At 62.9% G+C, this 18,147-nt stretch carries 16 protein-coding genes; 11 read left to right on the top strand and 5 right to left on the bottom strand.

Features of this window, described 5'->3' with window-relative positions:
• The first annotated feature begins 3 nt into the window (after positions 1-3).
• The 5 genes from G6N55_RS29100 to G6N55_RS29115 all read left to right on the top strand — a co-directional run bounded on the left by G6N55_RS29100 (position 4) and on the right by G6N55_RS29115 (position 2,499).
• Positions 4-447, top strand: coding sequence for a protease inhibitor I42 family protein (locus tag G6N55_RS29100; RefSeq protein WP_276072328.1), 444 nt, complete (start codon positions 4-6; stop codon positions 445-447).
• Between the two features lie 40 nt (positions 448-487).
• Positions 488-967, top strand: a complete 480-nt coding sequence (locus G6N55_RS29105) for a hypothetical protein (RefSeq protein WP_139826960.1) — start codon at positions 488-490, stop codon at positions 965-967.
• 116 nt (positions 968-1,083) lie between these two features.
• Entirely contained in the window at positions 1,084-1,770 is a 687-nt protein-coding gene (locus G6N55_RS29110; protein ID WP_139826961.1) for a mycothiol-dependent nitroreductase Rv2466c family protein, read from the top strand.
• Between the two features lie 113 nt (positions 1,771-1,883).
• Entirely contained in the window at positions 1,884-2,114 is a 231-nt protein-coding gene (locus G6N55_RS30420) for a FitA-like ribbon-helix-helix domain-containing protein (RefSeq protein ID WP_085224087.1), read from the top strand.
• Positions 2,068-2,499, top strand: a complete 432-nt coding sequence (locus G6N55_RS29115) for a type II toxin-antitoxin system VapC family toxin (RefSeq protein WP_232078865.1) — start codon at positions 2,068-2,070, stop codon at positions 2,497-2,499. Before G6N55_RS30420 ends, G6N55_RS29115 begins: the two co-directional genes overlap by 47 nt.
• Positions 2,500-2,504: 5 nt before the next feature.
• Here the strand turns inward: G6N55_RS29115 and G6N55_RS29120 are convergent, their stop codons facing one another.
• From G6N55_RS29120 to G6N55_RS29135, 4 genes are all read right to left on the bottom strand, one after another.
• On the bottom strand, positions 2,505-3,521 hold the full coding sequence (locus tag G6N55_RS29120; RefSeq protein ID WP_085224090.1) for a TIGR03617 family F420-dependent LLM class oxidoreductase: 1,017 nt from the start codon (positions 3,519-3,521) through the stop codon (positions 2,505-2,507).
• Between the two features lie 25 nt (positions 3,522-3,546).
• The gene (locus tag G6N55_RS29125; protein WP_163667652.1) at positions 3,547-5,814 is read right to left on the bottom strand and encodes a putative bifunctional diguanylate cyclase/phosphodiesterase; all 2,268 of its coding nucleotides are present in this window, start codon (positions 5,812-5,814) and stop codon (positions 3,547-3,549) included.
• Positions 5,815-6,051: 237 nt separating this feature from the next.
• Complete coding sequence (locus G6N55_RS29130) at positions 6,052-7,437, bottom strand: FAD-binding oxidoreductase (RefSeq protein ID WP_085224093.1); 1,386 nt, start codon at positions 7,435-7,437, stop codon at positions 6,052-6,054.
• On the bottom strand, positions 7,437-8,282 hold the full coding sequence (locus G6N55_RS29135) for a phytanoyl-CoA dioxygenase family protein (RefSeq protein WP_085224200.1): 846 nt from the start codon (positions 8,280-8,282) through the stop codon (positions 7,437-7,439). The genes G6N55_RS29130 and G6N55_RS29135 overlap by 1 nt, the downstream gene beginning before the upstream one ends.
• Before the next feature lie 70 nt (positions 8,283-8,352).
• Here G6N55_RS29135 and G6N55_RS29140 point away from each other — a divergent pair, with 70 nt between their 5' ends.
• A complete protein-coding gene (locus tag G6N55_RS29140; RefSeq protein WP_232078866.1) occupies positions 8,353-9,621 on the top strand; it encodes an adenylate/guanylate cyclase domain-containing protein in 1,269 nt (422 codons plus the stop codon).
• 60 nt (positions 9,622-9,681) lie between these two features.
• Here G6N55_RS29140 and G6N55_RS29145 read toward each other — a convergent pair whose 3' ends face one another.
• On the bottom strand, positions 9,682-10,932 hold the full coding sequence (locus G6N55_RS29145) for a cytochrome P450 (protein WP_085224095.1): 1,251 nt from the start codon (positions 10,930-10,932) through the stop codon (positions 9,682-9,684).
• Between the two features lie 47 nt (positions 10,933-10,979).
• Here G6N55_RS29145 and G6N55_RS29150 point away from each other — a divergent pair, with 47 nt between their 5' ends.
• The 5 genes from G6N55_RS29150 (at position 10,980) to G6N55_RS29170 (ending at position 17,772) form a co-directional block, all read left to right on the top strand.
• Positions 10,980-11,432 carry a VOC family protein gene (locus tag G6N55_RS29150; RefSeq protein ID WP_085224097.1) on the top strand — a complete coding sequence of 151 codons (453 nt, stop codon included), beginning with the start codon at positions 10,980-10,982 and terminating at the stop codon, positions 11,430-11,432.
• A gap of 427 nt (positions 11,433-11,859) precedes the next feature.
• A complete protein-coding gene (locus tag G6N55_RS29155) occupies positions 11,860-12,120 on the top strand; it encodes a hypothetical protein (RefSeq protein WP_085224203.1) in 261 nt (86 codons plus the stop codon).
• 53 nt (positions 12,121-12,173) lie between these two features.
• Positions 12,174-14,789 (top strand): Z1 domain-containing protein, encoded by a 2,616-nt coding sequence (locus tag G6N55_RS29160; protein WP_232078867.1) that lies wholly within the window; start codon positions 12,174-12,176, stop codon positions 14,787-14,789.
• Positions 14,786-15,781, top strand: coding sequence for a PD-(D/E)XK motif protein (locus tag G6N55_RS29165; RefSeq protein WP_085224099.1), 996 nt, complete (start codon positions 14,786-14,788; stop codon positions 15,779-15,781). The genes G6N55_RS29160 and G6N55_RS29165 overlap by 4 nt, the downstream gene beginning before the upstream one ends.
• A gap of 44 nt (positions 15,782-15,825) precedes the next feature.
• A complete protein-coding gene (locus G6N55_RS29170) occupies positions 15,826-17,772 on the top strand; it encodes a hypothetical protein (protein ID WP_139826962.1) in 1,947 nt (648 codons plus the stop codon).
• The last annotated feature ends 375 nt before the right edge of the window (positions 17,773-18,147 follow it).

Below are 18,147 nucleotides of genomic sequence, written 5' to 3' on the forward strand. Positions count from 1 at the left end.
GCGATGACTTTCGTGAAGATCAAGCTCTCCGTGACCGTCGCGATTCTCGTCTCGTCGATAGTGGTGGGTTGCCACTTCGAGAGCAGAAACCCGCCGACGTCCAAGGCGCTTGTGGTTCCCATGGAACAGGTGCTGAAACAGAACAACATCACCGAGAACGTCACGCTGGCGGTGGGGAACACGCTCAAACTGCAGTTGGGCTCGAATTACAGCACCCCGTTCCGGTGGCAGGCCGACGCGAAGATCGGCGACGGGTCGATCATCGAGCAAACCAGTCACCAGTACGTGCACCCCAGCACCGACGCGTTGGGTGCGCCCGGTAACGAGGTGTGGATGTTCACGGCGCTGAAGCCGGGGACAACGACGATTTCCACCTATTACTCCAGCTTTGTGGGCAAGAACGCCGCGCCGGTATGCCAGTACACGGCGATCGTGACTGTGAAGTAAAACGACGACAGACAAGCAGCGCCTCAGCTACCGTCTGGCTGTGCTTGCCTTTCTTCGCAACTGGTCTCAATTGACCAATGTGCCTGCCGAGCTGCACGACCAGCTCGAGGCGGAGGGACTCATCTTCCTGGCCCAGCGGGTCGGCGTCGTGCGGCATTTCAGCGGGCATGTCCCGGGCGTCTTCTCGGCGTCGGGCGTTTCGCGCTATATGGGGGCGTTCGCGTTCAGCGCCGCCCGGGTCGTCGCCACCTTCCCCACGCGTGGGGACGCCAATCTGCGGTCCATCGACTGCTCCTGGGATGTTGCGCGGGGCCCGGCCGCCGCGACGATCACCAAGAAGGGGCTGCTGATCGACATCGACCTGCGCGGTGTGGACCGGGCCTTCAGTGGATCGATGAAGCTGCACTACAAGAGGCAGATCCCCGACGAGGTGCTGGAGCGACTGCCCGTGACTTCGCTGCGGTTTTCGGTCGACCCGGTGTTCGTGTACCGCGCCGCGGGAGTGCGTCCCAAGACGTAGGGCCGTCGCGGGGCGTGCGGTCTCGCTTCGACCAGGTACGTCGCCTCGAAGGCGATATCGGGTTTCCGCAGCACCACATGGTTGAGAGAACTCCCCAGTCGGAGAATGCTGTGGGGATGAACGTCGATTTCCACTTCGACCCGATGTGCCCCTTCGCCTTTCAGACGTCATTGTGGATCCGCGACGTCCGCGAACAACTGGGCATCACCGTCGACTGGCGGTTCTTCAGCCTGGAAGAGATCAACCAGGTCGAGGGTAAGAAGCATCCGTGGGAGCGGGACTGGTCGTACGGCTGGTCGTTGATGCGGATCGGCGCACTGCTGCGTCGCACCGACATGGCGTTGCTCGACCGCTGGTACGCCGCGATAGGCCACGAACTGCACACCCTCGGCGGAAAGCCGCACGAGCGGGCGGTGGCGCGAAAGTTGTTGAGCGACATCGGTGTCGACGACGCGATTCTTGATGCGGCACTTGACGATCCGAGCACCCACGACGAGGTTCGGGTCGAGCATCAGCGGGTGGTGGACGCCGGCGGTTACGGTGTCCCGACGCTGTTCATCGACGGGCAATGCCTGTTCGGCCCGGTGTTGGTGGATCCCCCGACCGGTCCGGCCGCGCTGAAACTGTGGGACGTCGTGATGGGTATGGCCGAGCTGCCGCATGTCTACGAACTTCAGCGGCCGAAGGCGCCCGCCGATGTCGAGCTGATTGCGCAGAGTCTGCGTCCCTATCTCGACGGCCGCGATTGGGTCAGCATCAATCGCGGTGAAGTGATCGACGTCGACCGGCTAGCGGGGCGCTGAGGGCGCACGCCGGGGGCTGATGTCCCGCCGGAAGCCGTTGTAGCGGCGCGTACCTGCAGCGGGTCGAAGCGGTCACACTTGTGTTTTGGCGCCAGTGGCGCCAAAATGGCGCCATGCCTAGTGTGCAGATCAAAGACGTTCCCGAAGACACCCATCGAGTCCTGCGGGAACGAGCCGCCCGCGCGCATCAGTCCTTGCAGGAATACCTTCGAAGCCGGCTGATCGCCGACGCGAGTCAACCCACTCTGGACGAGGTTTTCGTCAGAGTCGCTGCGCGTCGTGGCGGCCGGGTGTCTTTTGACGCTGCCGCCGAACACGTTCGGGCAGACCGTGATCGTCGTTGACGCGAGCGTGCTGGCGGTCGCGCTGGGCGATGATGGCCCAGACGGGCAGCATGCGCGGGAACGTCTGGCGGACGAAACGTTGGTCGCTCCCGAACTGATCGACCTCGAGGTGGTTTCGGTGTGGCGCCGCCATGTTGCTGCAAAACTAATGCCTGCCCGGAGAGCCGTTGGCGCAATCGCGGACCTGGCGGAGTTGCCACTGCGTCGGTCCTCCCACCGATCATTGCTCGAGCGCATATGGGAGCTGCGGCATGTCGTTACGCCCTACGACGCCGCGTATGGTGCGCTGGCCGAGGCCCTGGATGTCGTGCTGGTTACTGCTGATGCACGTCTTTCACGCGCTTCGGGACTCCAATGCGAGGTCGAGACCATCGACGGAGCCTAGTGTCGCTACCTGCCGCTGAGCCGGCGCGCGACCGCTCCATACCGCTCGAAGTGCTCGTCGTCGCCCAGGGCGTTGTAAAGGGCTACACGCGTGGCGATTCCGCCGTACTTCTGCGTCAGCGCGTCGGCCAGGCCGTCCCACGTCGACTCGGTCGCGAACGCCGCGATGTGCTCGTCACTGATCTGGGCCGCCATACCCGCGAAGTCGCCGGCCTTCTGCTTCTCGCGGATGCGGGCCGTGGTGCCCTCGAACCCGGCCTCGTCCCAGATGAACGCGTAGTTGGGGGTGCTGCCGTAGAAGGCCATGCTGATGCGCACCGTCTCGCGTTGGGCGTCGCGCTCCTCGTCGGTGTCGCCGACGATCGTCATCGCCGGGACGATGACCGCGACGTCCGCCGGTGAGCGCCCGGCCTTCTGCGCCCCCGCGGCGATGTTCGGCAGCACGTGACGTTTCAGATAGCCGAGCTCGCCGAGCGGGTGGACGTGCACGCCGTCGGCCACTTCGCCGGCCATCCGCAGCATCCACGGATTGACCGCCGCGACATCGACTTTCGGATCCGGTTCGTCGATCGGGCCGGCGCTCCACTGCGGGGTGATGAAGTCGAGGTCGTAGAACTCGCCGTGGTGATCGAGCGTGCCGGTGCGAAACGCCGAGAAGCACGCCTTCACCGCCAGCACGTAGTCGCGCAGCCGCGGGCCGGGGCGTTCGAACTCGACACCGTAGCGGCGCACCACGTGCGTGCGCACCTGGGTGCCCAGGCCCAGCCGGAAGTTACCGCCGGTCGCCTCCTGCAGCTCCCACGCCTCGGCGGCGGTGACGAAGGGACTGCGCGGGAACGCGACCGCGACACCGGTGGACAGCTCGAGTCCGGGAGCGGCTTGGGATGCCACGGCGGCGTTGAGGTAGGCGGTGCGGCCGGTCTCGGTGAACAGCAGGCCGGAGAACCCCGCGGCCTGCGTGCGCTGGGCCACGCCGCCGATCTGAGTCAACGGTTGCGGAACCGTCATCACATCAATGTGCACGGCGCCACCCTATGCCCTGGCGTGATTACTGGGCCGCGAGCGTCGCGTTCTGCGGAACATGCGGAATCTCGGAGGCGGGCACCGGCGGGCAGAAGAAGTTGCCCTGCACGGCGTCGCAACCGTATTCCTTGAGCCGGCGGGCCGTTTCCGCGTCGCCGACGCCCTCGGCGATCGTGGCGATGCCGAACGTCGTCGTCAACTCGATCACCGATCGCGCAATCGTGGCGGCGCGTTCGTCGTGCAGAATCGGCGCGATGAACAGCCGGTCGAGTTTGACGTCGTCGATGGGCAGTTCGCGCAGATACGTCAGCGAGGCGTAACCGCTGCCGAAGTCGTCGATCGCCACCCGGATGCCGGACTCGCGCAGCCGATTGAGCACCGTGCGGGCCTTCACCAGGTCGGCCACCAACAGGTCCTCGGTGATTTCGATCGTCAGCGAATCAGCGGACACGCGGCGCGCCTGGAGCACCGACAGGATGCGGTCGGGCAGGGCGTCGTCGTCCAGGGAGGGCGCCCACAAGTTGACCGCCACGGGGATGGCGGCGCCGGTCGCGTACCACGCCGACGCGTCGGCGACCGCCCGTGACAGCACCAGGTCGGTGACGGCGTTCATCAGCCCGTGGTCGCGGACCAACGGTAAGAACTCGCCGGGTTCGAGCGTGCCGAGTTCGGGGTGTTCCCATCGCACCAATGCTTCGGCGCCACACACGGATCCGGTCGCCATATCGAATTTCGGTTGGTACAGCAGGGTCAGCAGCCGGTCGTCGATGGCCCGCCGCAGTTCGCCGAGCAATTGCAGACGGGCCATGCTGTCGTCGTGGGTCGGCTGTTTGCTCCGCTGGGCAGCCATGCCGGGGGTGAACGTCTGCACCTCGGTCGAGCTGGCCTGCTGCGCCCAGCTGCGGGCCGCGGCGGCCTGCTCGAGCAGCTCGCCCGGCATCAGGGCCGAGCCGCCTTGCGGCCCGGCCGAGGCCACGCCGATGTTGAGATGTACGTGCAGCCGGTGATTCTCGAGGTCGAGCGGTTCATCGAAGGCATAGACGAGTTTCCGGGCAACCTGTGCCGCGACTTCGGGGCGGTCTTCGACCAGGATGGCGAAGTCGTCTCCGTTTATTCGCGCGACCGTGTCGGGGGAGCGGACATTCGCTTGGAGCCGCTCGCCGACGCCGCGCAGCAGCTCGTCGCCGACGGCATAACCGAGCGTGTCATTGACCATCTTGAAATCACTGATATTGAGCGCAATTACGCTGACCGGGATGGCGTGATGAATGTGCAATCGGACCGCGTGCGCCAGCCGATCGCCAAATAGTCGCTGATTGGCCAACCCGGTCAACGAGTCCCGCAGGGCGGCATCGGACAGTGCGGCGGCCAGATGTTGCTTTCGGTCGAGCAGCAACAAATGGCGGGCGACCGTGGTGATGAAAAGCACCACGCAGACCAAGAAGATGAACGCGTCGGCCCGGTCTGCCGGCCAAAAGTGCACCGCGCTCACCGCAATCGCCAACAGCACCGGGCCGTACGGCAGCCACAGCGATGCTCGCGACAGTGGCTGGGAGAAACCGAGGTCGAGGTCGGGGCCGGGCCGAGACGCAATTGCGGATAGCGCGACGAAGTAGATGCCGGTAGCCCAGCCAATAATGACGAGGTTATTCGGCACTCGATCGGGGTGGCCTTCGCAGACGCGCAATACCCCGGCTGCCGCAATGGTTGCCCACCCCAACGTCATCAGCGTGGGCGAGAGTTTGCGGCGCGGCTCGGCTTTGCGCACGGTGATTATCGATATGACGAAAAGCCCGACATACACGGCGGACGCGATGGCCAACATCAACTCCGGGAGCCTGACTAATTGTGCGGATGGGTGGAAGTGGCCGAGCACCAGAATGGCCAACACAATCAATAACGACGCGGCGACAAGGATGCCGTCGAGCAGCAGGCCAATCCCGAATCGGGAGTCGTCCCGGCTGGGAATGGTCACCGCGGTGGCCAACGCGCAGACGGGCAACACGATGAAGCCCAAGTTCGCCGCCGAGTTACCCGCCATCGGCGGAATGCCGCCCAGGGCGACGTACCACCACACCGCTTGGCCGGCCGTCCAGGCGGCCAACCCGATGCTCAGTACGGTCCACGCGAGCCGTTGGCGACCTCGGGCCATCCGAGCGGCGACGACGGCGCAGCCGTTCGAAAACACGCTGAGGATCCAGAGCCCGACCGGGGCGGCAAGCGCTCGATCCGAAGCGCCACTTCCGGTGAACAACAACACGCCGTACACGAGCAGACCGACAGTAGCCGACACGGCGACCACAGTGCGGCGTGGTGTCAGTGAGAACATTTCTCCTGCCCTGTCGTATGCGGTTGTCCGATGCAGGATAAGGCACGGTGCGGGCCGACGGGATCTCTATCGTGGCCCTTTTCACAATTTCGGGGAAATGTCTTCGGGTTGTTACGCGGTCGGCTCTCGCCTATATCAGAACTGCTCCCGTGATGGCGATTAAAAAACGCATCCGAATTAGTGATGCGGTGTCCGGCCGGGTCACTCGGGGTCTGCGGCAAAGACAACGTCGGGGTTCAGGATGCCGGCCGGGTCGAAGGTCTGCTTGATCCGGTGCAGCAGGTCGACCTTGACCGGGTCCTCGAGCTCGCGCCAGTACGGGGCCTTGGCGCGGCCGAGCCCGTGTTCGCCCGAGATCGCACCACCCAATTCCATTGCCAGCGCGAAGATGTCGGTCAGCAGCTTCTTGCGGATGTCGGGGTCCTGGCAAAAGATCGCCAGGTGCACGTTGCCGTCGCCGGCATGACCACAGCCCGCGGCACCGCCGCCGACCGCCGTCGCCAGACCGCGCACGGCCTCCAGGAACTTCGGCATCGCGCCGCGCGGCACGACGGTGTCGATCAGGTCGTCGGCGCCGATCGCCTTCAGCGTCCAGAACGCGTTCTCGCGCGCCTCGATCAGCTTGCGTGCCGAACCGCCTTCCAGCACATAGGCATCCACGGCTCCCAGATCGGCGAGCAGCTCACCGGACCGCTCGACGTCCTCGTCCAATCGGTCCGCGGTCCGGTTCTCAAGTCCCACAACGAGATACGCCTGACAGCTGTCGCGGATCTTGTCGGGGATGCCGAGTTCGAGGTTTTGGGTGTGGACCAGTGCGGCCATCGTCAGGTTGTCGATGTATTCGAGGATGTAGGGCCCCAGGCCGCTGGAGATGACCTGCGGCACCGCCTCCATCACCTGGTCGAAATCGGCGAACGGCGCGAGCACGGTGGCGCTGTGGTCAAGGCGCGGATGGAGTTTGACGATCACCTCGGTGGCCAGGGCCAGGGTTCCTTCGGAGCCGACGATGAGTTGGGTCAGGTCGTAGCCGGTGGAGACCTTGGCGATCTTGCCGCCGGTGCGGATGACCTCGCCGGTCGGCAGCACGGCCTGCAGTCCGAGCACGTTGTGGCGGGCGATGCCGTACTTGACCGCGCGCATGCCACCGGCATTGGTGCCGACATTGCCGCCGACGCTCGACGACAGCTCGCCCGGTTGAACCATGTAGCGCAGCTGGTGCGGGGCGGTGGCGGCGTCCAGCTCGAGCAGCGTCACGCCGGGTTGGACGACGGCGACCTGATTGGTGGTGTCGACCTCGAGGACCTGGTTCATCCGCTCGAAGGAGACGACCAGCCCGTCCTCGCGTGGCAGTGCCGCACCAGACAAGCCCGTCCCGGAGCCGCGGGCGGTCACCGGAACCCGGTGCTCCGTGGCCACTTTCAGTAGCTGCGAAACCTCCTCAGCGGTAGCCGGTTTCGCGACGTACGCCGGGCGTTGCGGCGGATGGTTCAATTCCTCGTCGTGCCAGTAGTCGTCGGGGATGGCATCGCCCGCTAGGAGGTTGTGGCTCCCGACGATTTCGGTGAGTCTTTCGGTGATGTCGCTCATTACGGCTGCTCGAGCAGCCGCAACGGGTGCAGGCCGTCGACGGCGCCGACGAACGGCGGATGGATGCTGTAGCCGATCATGCGTCGAATGTCGTCGGAGACGGTGCGGGCGACGTCGCGCGGGATCGACAGGGTGAACGATTCCATCGGCCGCAGCCACGGTTGGCAGTACTGGGCGGTGACGGCCAGCCGGGCGCGGTCGGTGGTGTTGGCGCCACCGCCGTGCCACAGCGTGCCGACGAAGAAGACGCACGAGCCCGCGGGCATGACGACGGGTATCGACTTGTCGTCGGGTCCGGGTGGTCGGGCGGGCCAGCGGTGGCTGCCGGGGAAGACCACTGTGGAGCCGTTGTCGGCGGTGAAGTCGTCGATGGCCCAGATGGTCGCGGCGGCCAGCGGCGGCCGGGGCCGCGGGATCGGGTAGAACCCGTCGTCGTGGTGGGGCAGCTGCGCGGCCTCGCCGGGCTGAATGTTGATGGCCTGCAACGCCGAAAGCAGGTAGTTGGGCATCAACAGCCGATCGAGCACCGCCAGCACCCGCGGGTGATCGACCAGCCGGTCGCAGGCCCGGGTGCGGCTCAGCACGCTGTAGATGCGCTGGGTCTTATGGCCTTCGAAGGCGTTGCGGCCGGTGTGGTCGAGCCACGGTGTGACGACCTCGCGGATCTGTCGGCATTCGTCGGCGCTGAGCAGGTTTTCCCAGATGAGGTAGCCGTCGCGGTCCAGGGCGGCCATGTCGGCGTCGACGGTCGCCGGGTCGACGGAGGCGCCGCTGCTCGGGGTCCACTTGTGCCGGCCGGCCAGGTCGTTCTTGAGGTCGTCCAGCGTCGTGACGGGGTCGTTCATGTATCCGACAGTGGCCCTGCTTTGACCGCCGGTCAAGGACTTGACGTGGCGCGGTGGCATGCTTCTGTGCATGGCGACCGTCCCCGAAACGGTCTACGCGCGAGACGGCGATGCCCATCTCGCCTATCAGGTCGTGTCCGAAAACGGTCCGGATCTGATGTTCGTCCCCACCGGCACGTTCCCGATCGACTTGCTGTGGGAGGAGCCGACCGTCGCCGGGCACCTGCGTCGGCTGGGGTCGTTCAGCCGGCTGATCATGACCGACCTGTTGGGGGTGGGCAGCTCGGATCCGGTGCCGATCCATGACCGTCCGGCGATGCAGGCGTGGACGGACGGGCTGGTCGCGGTGCTCGACGCCGTCGGCAGCGAGTGCGCGACCGTCTTCGGGATGTCCGAGTCGGCGCTTCCGGTGATGCTGCTGGCCGCGAGCCATCCGCACCGGGTGCGGTCCTTGGTGTTGTGCAGCGCGTACCCGCGGTTCCTGCGGGCCGACGACTATCCGCACGGGATGTCCGAACCGGCCTTCAGCCGGTATGTCGATTCGTTCGGCGACACCGTCGGCAGGGGTGGGGTGGCGGATAACTTGGGGCCCAGTTTTGCCCGCGATCCCGGCAAGCGGCGCTGGTGGGCGCGCGGCGAGCGGTTGTCCGGTGGGCCCGGATATTTCAAGGAGATCTTCGATCTCTTCCTGCGCACCGACGTTCGGCCCGCGGTGGAAAGCATTCAGGCGCCGACGCTGCTGCTGCATCGCAGCGGCGACCGGCATACGAGGGTCGGCCACGGTCGGTACCTCGCCGAGCGGATCCCGCAGGCGCGGTTGGTGGAGCTCGACGGCGACGACGATGTGTGGTTCGCCGGTGACGCCGATCGCGTGATCGACGAGATCGAATCCTTCGTCACCGGGGGTCGTGCGGCCGCGCCGACCGACCGGGTGCTGTCGACGGTGATGTTCACCGACATCGTCGGGTCGACCGAACGCGCTGAGGCGCTGGGCGATGACGCGTGGTCGGCCGAGCTGGATGCGCACAACGAGATCGTTCGCAAGCACGTCGTGAGCGCGCGGGGTGAGGTCGTGAAGTTCACCGGCGACGGCGCGTTGGCGACGTTTGACGGGCCGGCGCGAGCTATCAACTGCGCGTGCGCGATTCGCGACTCGGTACAAGACCTCGGGCTCACTGTCCGCGCCGGTCTGCACACCGGCGAGGTAGAGATGGGTGACGGCCGTGCACGGGATCGCGGTTCACGTCGCGGCGCGCATCATGGCGATGGCGGGGCCGGGGGAGGTGTTCGTGTCCGGCGTGGTGCCGCCGTTGGTGCTCGGATCACGGATTGCGTTTGACAGCCGCGGGACGCACGAACTGCGGGGCGTGCGGGGTCGCTGGCCGGTGCTGGCGGTGGTCTAGCCCCTCGGCGTGAACGTGACCGGGAGTTTGGCGAGGCCCGTCATGCTCGGGTTGCTCATGTACTGGTGCGAGCCGTCTGTGACCTGGTAGTCGGGGATGCGGTCGAGGACGGCCTTGACCATCACCTCCGACATCAGCCGCGCCAGGTGCGATCCGATGCATCGGTGGGGGCCGAGCCCGAAGGCCAAGTGGCGGTTGGGTGTTCGGTCCAGGATGACCTCGTCGGGTCGGTCGAATTCTTTTTCGTCGTGGTTGGCGGAGAGCCAGCTGATGATGAGCCGGTCGTTCTTGCGGAGCTGTTGGCCGTTCAGTTCGACGTCTTTGGTGACCGTGCGGCTCAGGGAGCGGTTGACGCTGAAGTAGCGCAGGAATTCGTCGGTGGCGGTGCGGTAGAGCCCGGGGTTGTCGATGAGCTGTCGCCGCAGGTTTTGATGCGTGCCCAGATGTCTTAGCGTGAGCGCTGTTTGGGAGGTGGTGGTGTCGACGCCGCCGGCGATCAGGTTCCACAGGATATTGAGCAGCTGTTTGTCGTCGAGTTTTTGGCCGTCGAACTCGAACTGGATCAGGAAGCTGGTCAAGTCCTCTTTGGGCTTGGCCCGTCTGGTGGCGGCGTACTCGAGGACTTCTTGCATCATGGCCGGGACTTTGCCGATGGCGTCGGCGTATTCGGGGCTGTCTTGCGGGACGGCCATGACATTGTGAAAGAGCGTGGCGTAGAGGTGCCAGTTGTCCAGCGGCAGGCCCATCAGCTTCATCGTGAGGATGGCCGGGACCGGGCTGGCGTAGTCGAGGACGAGGTCCATCTCGCCCTTGTCGATGTGCCGGTCGAGGAACTCGTGCGCCTTATCCTCCATGAACGGCTTGAGCTTGTCGACGGCGCCGGGGGAGAAGAACGGGGCCAGCGCGTGCCGTAGGGCGAGGTGGTACGGGCCGTCTATTTCACCGATGCCCAGGGCCGGTTGGCCTTCCGGGCGCGGGACGCCCATCTCGCCCTGGTAGTTCACGCCGTTGTCGGCGTTCGGTTCGTACTTGTGGGAGAAGGTGGCGTCGTCTTTCGCGGTTTGGCTGACGGCGTCGTAGCTGGTGAGATACCAAAACCCGTCGTAGTTCGTGTTCCAGGCGACAGGGCATTTTCGCCTGAGGGTGGCGTTGACGGAGTCTTGGTTTTCGTTGAAGGCGTCGGAGTGGTGGTCGAAGTCGACGATCGCGTCTTCGGCGACGTCGAGGCGGGACGATTGCTTTCTCACTATCTTTGCATTATTAAGCTTCTGGGCCCGCAACTGAAGTAGGAGCGATGACTGAGCATCGAACGGTTTTCAACCACGTCGGCCTGTGCGTCTCCGATCGCGAGCGGTCGCGGCGGTTCTACGAGGGCCTGCTCGGTTTCCAGTTCTGGTGGGAGCTTGACCCACCCGACGGCCCGACCGCCAAACTTGTGCAGCTCCCGGAGCCGTTGGGTGTGCACGCGACCTATCTGGTGCGGGATGGCTTTGTGCTCGAACTGATGGACTACTCCAAGCGGGAGGTTCACACTGGGTCCGAGCGGGTCATGGATCAGATTGGGCTGACACACATTTCACTCTCGGTGTCGGATCTTCCCGGTGTGCTGGCTCAGGTTGCCTCGTTCGGGGGAGCGGTGGTCGACGGGACAGTGACCGACGCCATGGCGATGATCCGGGATCCCGACGGGCAACTGCTGGAACTGCTTTCGGACGGGTGGCTTTCGGCTCTGCCGCCGCGGCCGTAGTTTGTTCGTTCCTAAAAAAGATGTGTGTGTAGCGCGGTTGCTTCGCGCAGGCTGGCTACGAATTCATTCTCCGTTTGGGTAGTGACGGCTGACGGGTGCGCATTAAGCAGGATTGTCGACTCTCGGGTTATCGTGCCGAGACATCGCTACTCCTACGTGAAGATGGGGAGTGCCATTCTGCCGAGATACCTGCTGAACTTTGCATAAGCGCCTCGGCATACGGGCTGCATTGCTACCTACCGTTGGAAGGCAGCTAATTCGGCGGCGGGCTCGACCGACGAGCGGGTTGCAATACACCCCGAAGTGACCCCATTCGGGGCTACTAATCGGTATCTTGCTCATGGGCCGGGGTGCCAACCACGAACGGGCGACGCGGTAGCCACCAGCTGGCCTGTCCAATGATCACGTGGGTATGGAGAGGGCTTCGATGGCGCTCATCACCAGCTTTAGATTTCGTACTGACCGAACTATCAGCTTCAAGACGAAGGTCGAATGTGGCTGGACGTACGATCGATCCGTCGGTTCCTACCGGCTTCTCCAGCTCGAGACCTATGCCTCCGACGGCACGACAAGTCAGGTGCTTCAGATGGATGGGGATCGGGCCGCCGAGCTCTTGAGAATTGTCGAAGAAGTGTTCCCAGGTCTAGCGAAGGCTACGCTCTCGTGCGGGGTCGGCGACGGGCAGTGACGGACACGATGCAAACGACTGATTTGGACACTCTCGCTGCTGAGGATCCGTACGTGAGGCAGCTTGCCCGAATCATCCGCGATAGCCCATCGTCGACGCTCGATGACGCGGTCGCAGAGCTGGCCCAAATCGGCGACATCGCCAAGATCAACGAGGCTGCTGCACGCATACGTAAACTCAGCGACCTCATAAAGAATGCGCAAGTCCCAACTTCTGTTGTCGCCGGCAATATCGAGACGTGGTACCCAGGCCCTCGCGAGGAAGACCGGAATTGGTCCGCACTTGTCGAGATTCTGCGCGCTGACGGCTGGGATGACGAGATGTTGAACGACTTGAATAACTCGTCAACGAAGGTCGTGGCGAATCTGCCAAACCCTGCCGGTCGGGGCGAGTATCACTGTCGTGGACTGGTCCTCGGGTACGTGCAGAGCGGCAAGACCACCAACTTCACTGCGGTGATCGCGAAGGCTGCGGACGCTGGCTACCGGCTTTTCATCATTCTTTCCGGAATTCACGATGCATTACGCCAGCAAACGCAAGACCGCCTTAACGAACAGCTCTGGGAGCCTCACAGCAATATTTGGCACCGCTTAACCGACGACGAAGACTTTAGGCCGACGGCCAACGTCGACGCGCTGCTATCTATTCAGCGCCAATGCGTGCTCGCGGTCGTCAAGAAGAATGGGGCACGGCTTCGTGCCCTCAAAAATTGGTTGTTTGGCGCCCGGCCGGAGGTCCTAGCGGCGTGTCCTGTGTTGATTATTGATGATGAGGCCGACCAGGCCACAGTTAACACTTCGAAGCCCGATCGGCAACCAACTCGGATCAACGGCCTGATACGCGAGATCGTCAACAAGGTCCCAAAATCGGCGTACGTGGGATATACGGCCACGCCGTTCGCAAACGTTCTTATCGACCCGACTGACTACGAGGATCTCTACCCACGCGATTTCATCGTCGACCTTCCTCGACCGCTTCCATACATCGGCCCCGAAGCAATATTCGGCCGCGAAACGCTTGACTTCGACGACATGGATGTCGGCGACGATGGGAACAATTTCATCCGCACGGTACCAGAGGATGAACTCGATGATCTCCGGCCCAAGGGCGCTGCGAAGCGCTACCAATTCGAACCACGGATCACAGACAGCCTCGACGCGGCATTGCGGTACTTTCTGATGAGCACCGCAGCTAGGCGGCTGCGCGGCAAAGGGAATCGGCATGCCACGGCCCTAGTCCACACCTCCCAACACATCGATGTTCACGAGCGGACAGCACAGGCGATTACTGAGCACCTTGTTTCACTGCGCGCGCGGTTATCCCGCAGAGACACTGTGCTTTTGGAGTCGCTCGAGCGCCAATGGGCTGATGAGTGTGCGGAGGTTCCCGCGTCCAATTTTCTGCATGAGGCCGTGGCGTGGTCGGAGCTCGTAGAAGCGTTGCCAGCGGTTGCTGGTGATGCCAAAGTCATTACTGATAACTCTCGAAGCGTCGAAAGGCTATCCTTCGATGACTCGAACCCGCGCGTACTCATCGCTGTCGGGGGCAACACACTTTCACGAGGGCTGACTCTCGAGGGCTTGGCGGTCTCCTTCTTCGTTCGTAGCGCCTCCGCTTACGACACCCTGTTGCAGATGGGGCGTTGGTTCGGATATCGCAACGGGTATGCCGATCTGACCCGCATCTGGATGACAGACGAGATGCGGGCCTGGTTCCATCATTTGGCGACGGTGGAACAGGAAATTCGTTACGACGTAGAGAGATTGGAGGTCGAACACCTGACTCCAGAGCAGTTTGGTGTACGCATCCGTACCCACCCAACCCTCGCGATTACCTCAGCTGCCAAGATGCAGCACGCAAAGACGGCACAAGCCTCGTACGCGGGACGTCGGTTGCAGACAATTCTCTTCAATCACAAAGACGTCGAATGGCTTGGGGACAACGTCAGGGCAGCACGCGACCTTGTCTTTTCGGCGGCATCACTGCCGCGGTGGCACCCGAGACATGGGATCACCATCTTCGAGGGCATCGATTCACAGAATGTAGTGAGCTTTCTTTCGGCATATCACTTCCACGAGAACAGCCGAGACCTTGACAGCCAGTTGATAAGCCTCTATATCCTGGACCGCTGCGCGGAAGGTGAACTGCTGCGATTCAACGTCGCGGTGATGGGACGCAGTTCAGACTCGGAGTATCTCGGCGCAGTCGATCTAGGCGTCGAGGGCACCGAGACCGGTTGCATAAACCGTGCTAGGTTACAGCAAATCGGCGGTGCGACCTATGCAGATATTAAGGCCCTCATGAGTCGCAATGATCGGGTTATCGATCTGAGGCTTCCTGATGGAACGCTGACCGCGGATACGAAACCTGCTGACCTGTCTAGGTTTCGGAACACGCCGGATAGCGGGGGTTACGGCGACGGGTCTGGCCTCATCCTCTTGTATCCGGTTTCGAAAGACAGCCGCCCAGTGCGTGGTTCTGTTAAGACACGCGAACCTCTGCACGCGGCAATGCACGTCATCGGTGTAGGGCTCGTATTTCCGGAGAGCAGTAACAGCAGAGCCAACGTCGAATACCTCACTGCGGATGTCGCGTCAATGCTCGATATCGAAGTTGAAGTGCCAGACGACTCCGATGAACCTGTTGAGGCTGAAGTAGAGCCGGCGTGATCGACGAAGTCAGACTCGCATTCAGCGCCCTGACCACGCATGGTGCGCCCAGTCCCACAGGACTTGCGGTCCTGCCCGTCAAATGCGGAGAAGGTGTGCTCGTTGGCCTCGACGATCAGTCGCGCCAGCACCTTTTACTAGCGACGAACGCCGGAATCGGTAAGACGCCGAATGTTACGACCCTCTCATTCACGACTAGAAGCCTTGTTATCGAAGGCCGAAGCGCCCTGTTCTTGGACATCACGTGCCTGTTCGCAGCGCTTTCGGAGGTTTTTGATCATTTCGCGGCAGCGGTGATCGAACGGATATCAGTTGGTGGTGAGGTGCCTGGGCTAGCGGTCGAGCATGTTGTTAACGGTTGGCGCGAGTTCCTCGTTCCTCCAACCGGTCCGCCGAGCCGGGACAAGTTAGCGGCAACCCTCGGAGAGCTGCTCGTTGTTCGAGATGCGATCAAAACCGGACGGAATCCTGATATCGGTTCTTGGGTGGGTCCTTTCGGTCAACGGCATGACTTTCGAAGCGGACCAACGGCTATCGAGGTCAAGACGATACGTTCGCACTCTGGGTACCGCATAACAATCCACGGGGAGGACCAGATGTTGCCTCCTGACGGGGGCACCCTACATCTGCATCTGGTGCGGCTCGAGGAAGTCCACGGGGGGAGCACAAGCGTATCTGCCGTCGTCGATGAACTTCTGGCAGCAGGAGTTTCAGCGCAAAAGCTATTTTCTGCACTGATGGCTAATGGCGTCGCGGCCGCAGACCTACCAGATACCGATAACGTGACATTCGAGGTTCGAGAGCGGGTGACTCTGCCGGTTGATGATCGCACCCCACGAATTGTGCCTGAGACGTTCGTTGGGGGTAAGCGTCCGAATGGCGTAGTGGACGTGAGCTATGTCGTCGATTTGGCCAGTGCGCTTGGTAATTCGCTCGCGCCAGTCGAGTACCAAGCACTCGTGGCCTCGCTAACCTTAGGAACCGCGACGTGATTAGGCTTCAGCGATACTCGGAACCGTACAATGCGACGGGCGGCTTGGCGGCGATCGGCATCCTAAACCAACTTGGGCGTCCTGACACAGAACCGCTAGAAGTGCTGATTCGCGAGGCCGTTCAGAATTGCTGGGACGCGAAGCGGCCCGATTCACAAGGCATCCGTGTTGAAATCGGCCGCTCGACGCTCGACAGTGAAATGGTCACCCGATTGCGAGACAACGTGCTCGTGGATCCGCCCCCTGGTCTTGCTCTTGCGAAAGAACTTCGCGATGGCATGTGCACTCTGTATGTCGCCGACTTCGGCACGCACGGTCTTGCCGGGCCGACTCGAGCGGACCGACAGGGCGAGCCGCGTGACTTCGTCGATTTCGTCCGCAATATTGGTCAGCCGCCCGACAAGGACTTCGGGGGTGGGTCTTTTGGCTACGGAAAAGCCGCCTTTTATATCGCAAGCACAGCTAGGACGGTCGTGATCGATAGCCTGTGCGAAGTGGCCTCCGGGAAGTTTGAGCGCAGGTTACTTGGTTGCGCTCTTGGTGACACATTTGATGTCAATGGCGTTCCGTACACCGGCAGGCATTGGTGGGGCCGCATGGTCAACGGAGCGCCAGAGCCCGTCACCGGCGACGAGGCCGACGAGATCGCCGACTTGCTTGGCCTCCCCGCCAGGGCTGGTGCAGATGGCAGAGGAACTACGGTCCTCGTTGTGGCGCCCTCCGTCCACATCGAGACGGATGACGGCGTCGACGCCACGATGGACTTTATCGCCGAGGCAATCGCTTGGAACTTCTGGCCCAGGATGATCGACACTTTGGGCGGCGCAAGGCGAACCATGGAGTTCGTACTTCGCGACAACGGCAAGCCTATTCGGATACCCAACCCGCGATCACATCAGCGCTTGCGTGGGTTTGTCGAGGCGATGGACCGTCATCGCCAGGAACCCACAGATGATGTCGACGACCTGACCATTGACACCGAGATTCGCAGCCTTCGCCCAGTGAGACGGCTGGGCCGCTTGACCATACAAAAAGGTCCGGTAGCACCTGCGGATTTGGCTGACCGACCTGTTCCCCGAGGGGCCCGGATAACCGCGACTAGTGTCCACCACGTGGCGCTTATGCGAACCCCCGAATTGGTCGTGAATTACTTCGCCGGCGCGGCGCCGGCCAGCGGCAGGCTGGGTTATTCGGGCGTGTTTAAGTGCGCGCTCGATGTTGACGATATGTTCAAAGCTGCCGAGCCTCCGACCCATGATGACTGGATCTATCGAGCTGTGCAGGATCGGCAGTGGAGATCGTTCGTGAAGATCGCGTTGGAACGCGTCGAGCGCCATTGCCGGCTCGCGGCTGGCTACGATGCTTCGGTACAGCAACTGCGAGAATCAGACGCAATTCCGCTTGGCGAGTTCGCAGATGCGCTTGCGGCACTTATGCCCGGCCAAGATGGGCCGGGGGCTAGAAGACAAGGGCCCAAGCGCGATACCAAATCCGGAACCCGCCGCCGGGCGCCAGGTCGAAGGGTTGTCGACAAAGTCACCGAAGACGCGTGGGTCGACGCCACCACGTCGCGGAACGCTGAACAAAACGCTGGTAACACCGGGGATCACAGCGGGCGAGACTCGGCAACGCGGCAGCGGCCGCGGCCTCTGCCACCGCCTCAGACTCGGGTCGCAGGTGACCCTAGTCCCGTAATCTCCTTGGACGGCACGCCCGTCATCGCATACCCATTTGAATTGCGCACCAAAGGGAATCGTGTCCGACTGACCGCAGACGTAGAGATCATGACCAACGATGGTGCGCTCGTCGAGCTAGAACCCCCTATCGGATACGTGAGGCCTACCGTGCATTGCTGGGTCGACCCTTCTGGATCGCGTTATGCAGCAGCTGAATTGACGGTCGGTCCTGATGGCGTCGACGGTGAGTGGGCGGTCGAGATTGAGCTCAGAGACGAAATGATGAGAGTGGACTTGGCAGTGGAGGCGATTTGAAGACTGCGGGAGCCACCCCATATTTGTTGCCGCCGGACTCGGTAATGGTCACTCAACCTTGGTGTGTTGCCGATGGCGTAGAAATCGGTGACCGAGTTGATCATTGGGATCCCTTTACGGATCTTCAACTAGTGCGCGTCGTAGAGGTGGACCTCGAGGGTGTGCGCGACGCTTGCGCGTTGCCAAATGACGCAGCATTTGCGATCGCCACGACGTGGTCCTCGAACAGAACTCGGACCACGGGCGACGGACCCGTGGTCGAGCTGGGATCTCTGCGCGGACTGGCGCGAACTGCTTTAACACTCTGTGTACCTGGGGCCTTGTCTGGAGGTCGATTGGCCCTGCGGACGCGATTGGTTCTACGCAGCCCCGGTA

The sequence above is a fragment of the Mycobacterium florentinum genome, assembly GCF_010730355.1.
Classification (GTDB): Bacteria; Actinomycetota; Actinomycetes; order Mycobacteriales; family Mycobacteriaceae; genus Mycobacterium; species Mycobacterium florentinum.

Coding starts and splice junctions, on each gene's coding strand:
- G6N55_RS29100 (WP_276072328.1), top strand. CDS start 4: ATGACTTTCGTGAAGATCAAGCTCTCCGTGACCGTCGCGATTCTCGTC.
- G6N55_RS29110 (WP_139826961.1), top strand. CDS start 1,084: ATGAACGTCGATTTCCACTTCGACCCGATGTGCCCCTTCGCCTTTCAG.
- G6N55_RS30420 (WP_085224087.1), top strand. CDS start 1,884: ATGCCTAGTGTGCAGATCAAAGACGTTCCCGAAGACACCCATCGAGTC.
- G6N55_RS29130 (WP_085224093.1), bottom strand. CDS start 7,437: ATGAGCGACATCACCGAAAGACTCACCGAAATCGTCGGGAGCCACAAC.
- G6N55_RS29135 (WP_085224200.1), bottom strand. CDS start 8,282: ATGAACGACCCCGTCACGACGCTGGACGACCTCAAGAACGACCTGGCC.
- G6N55_RS29140 (WP_232078866.1), top strand. CDS start 8,353: ATGGCGACCGTCCCCGAAACGGTCTACGCGCGAGACGGCGATGCCCAT.
- G6N55_RS29150 (WP_085224097.1), top strand. CDS start 10,980: ATGACTGAGCATCGAACGGTTTTCAACCACGTCGGCCTGTGCGTCTCC.
- G6N55_RS29155 (WP_085224203.1), top strand. CDS start 11,860: ATGGCGCTCATCACCAGCTTTAGATTTCGTACTGACCGAACTATCAGC.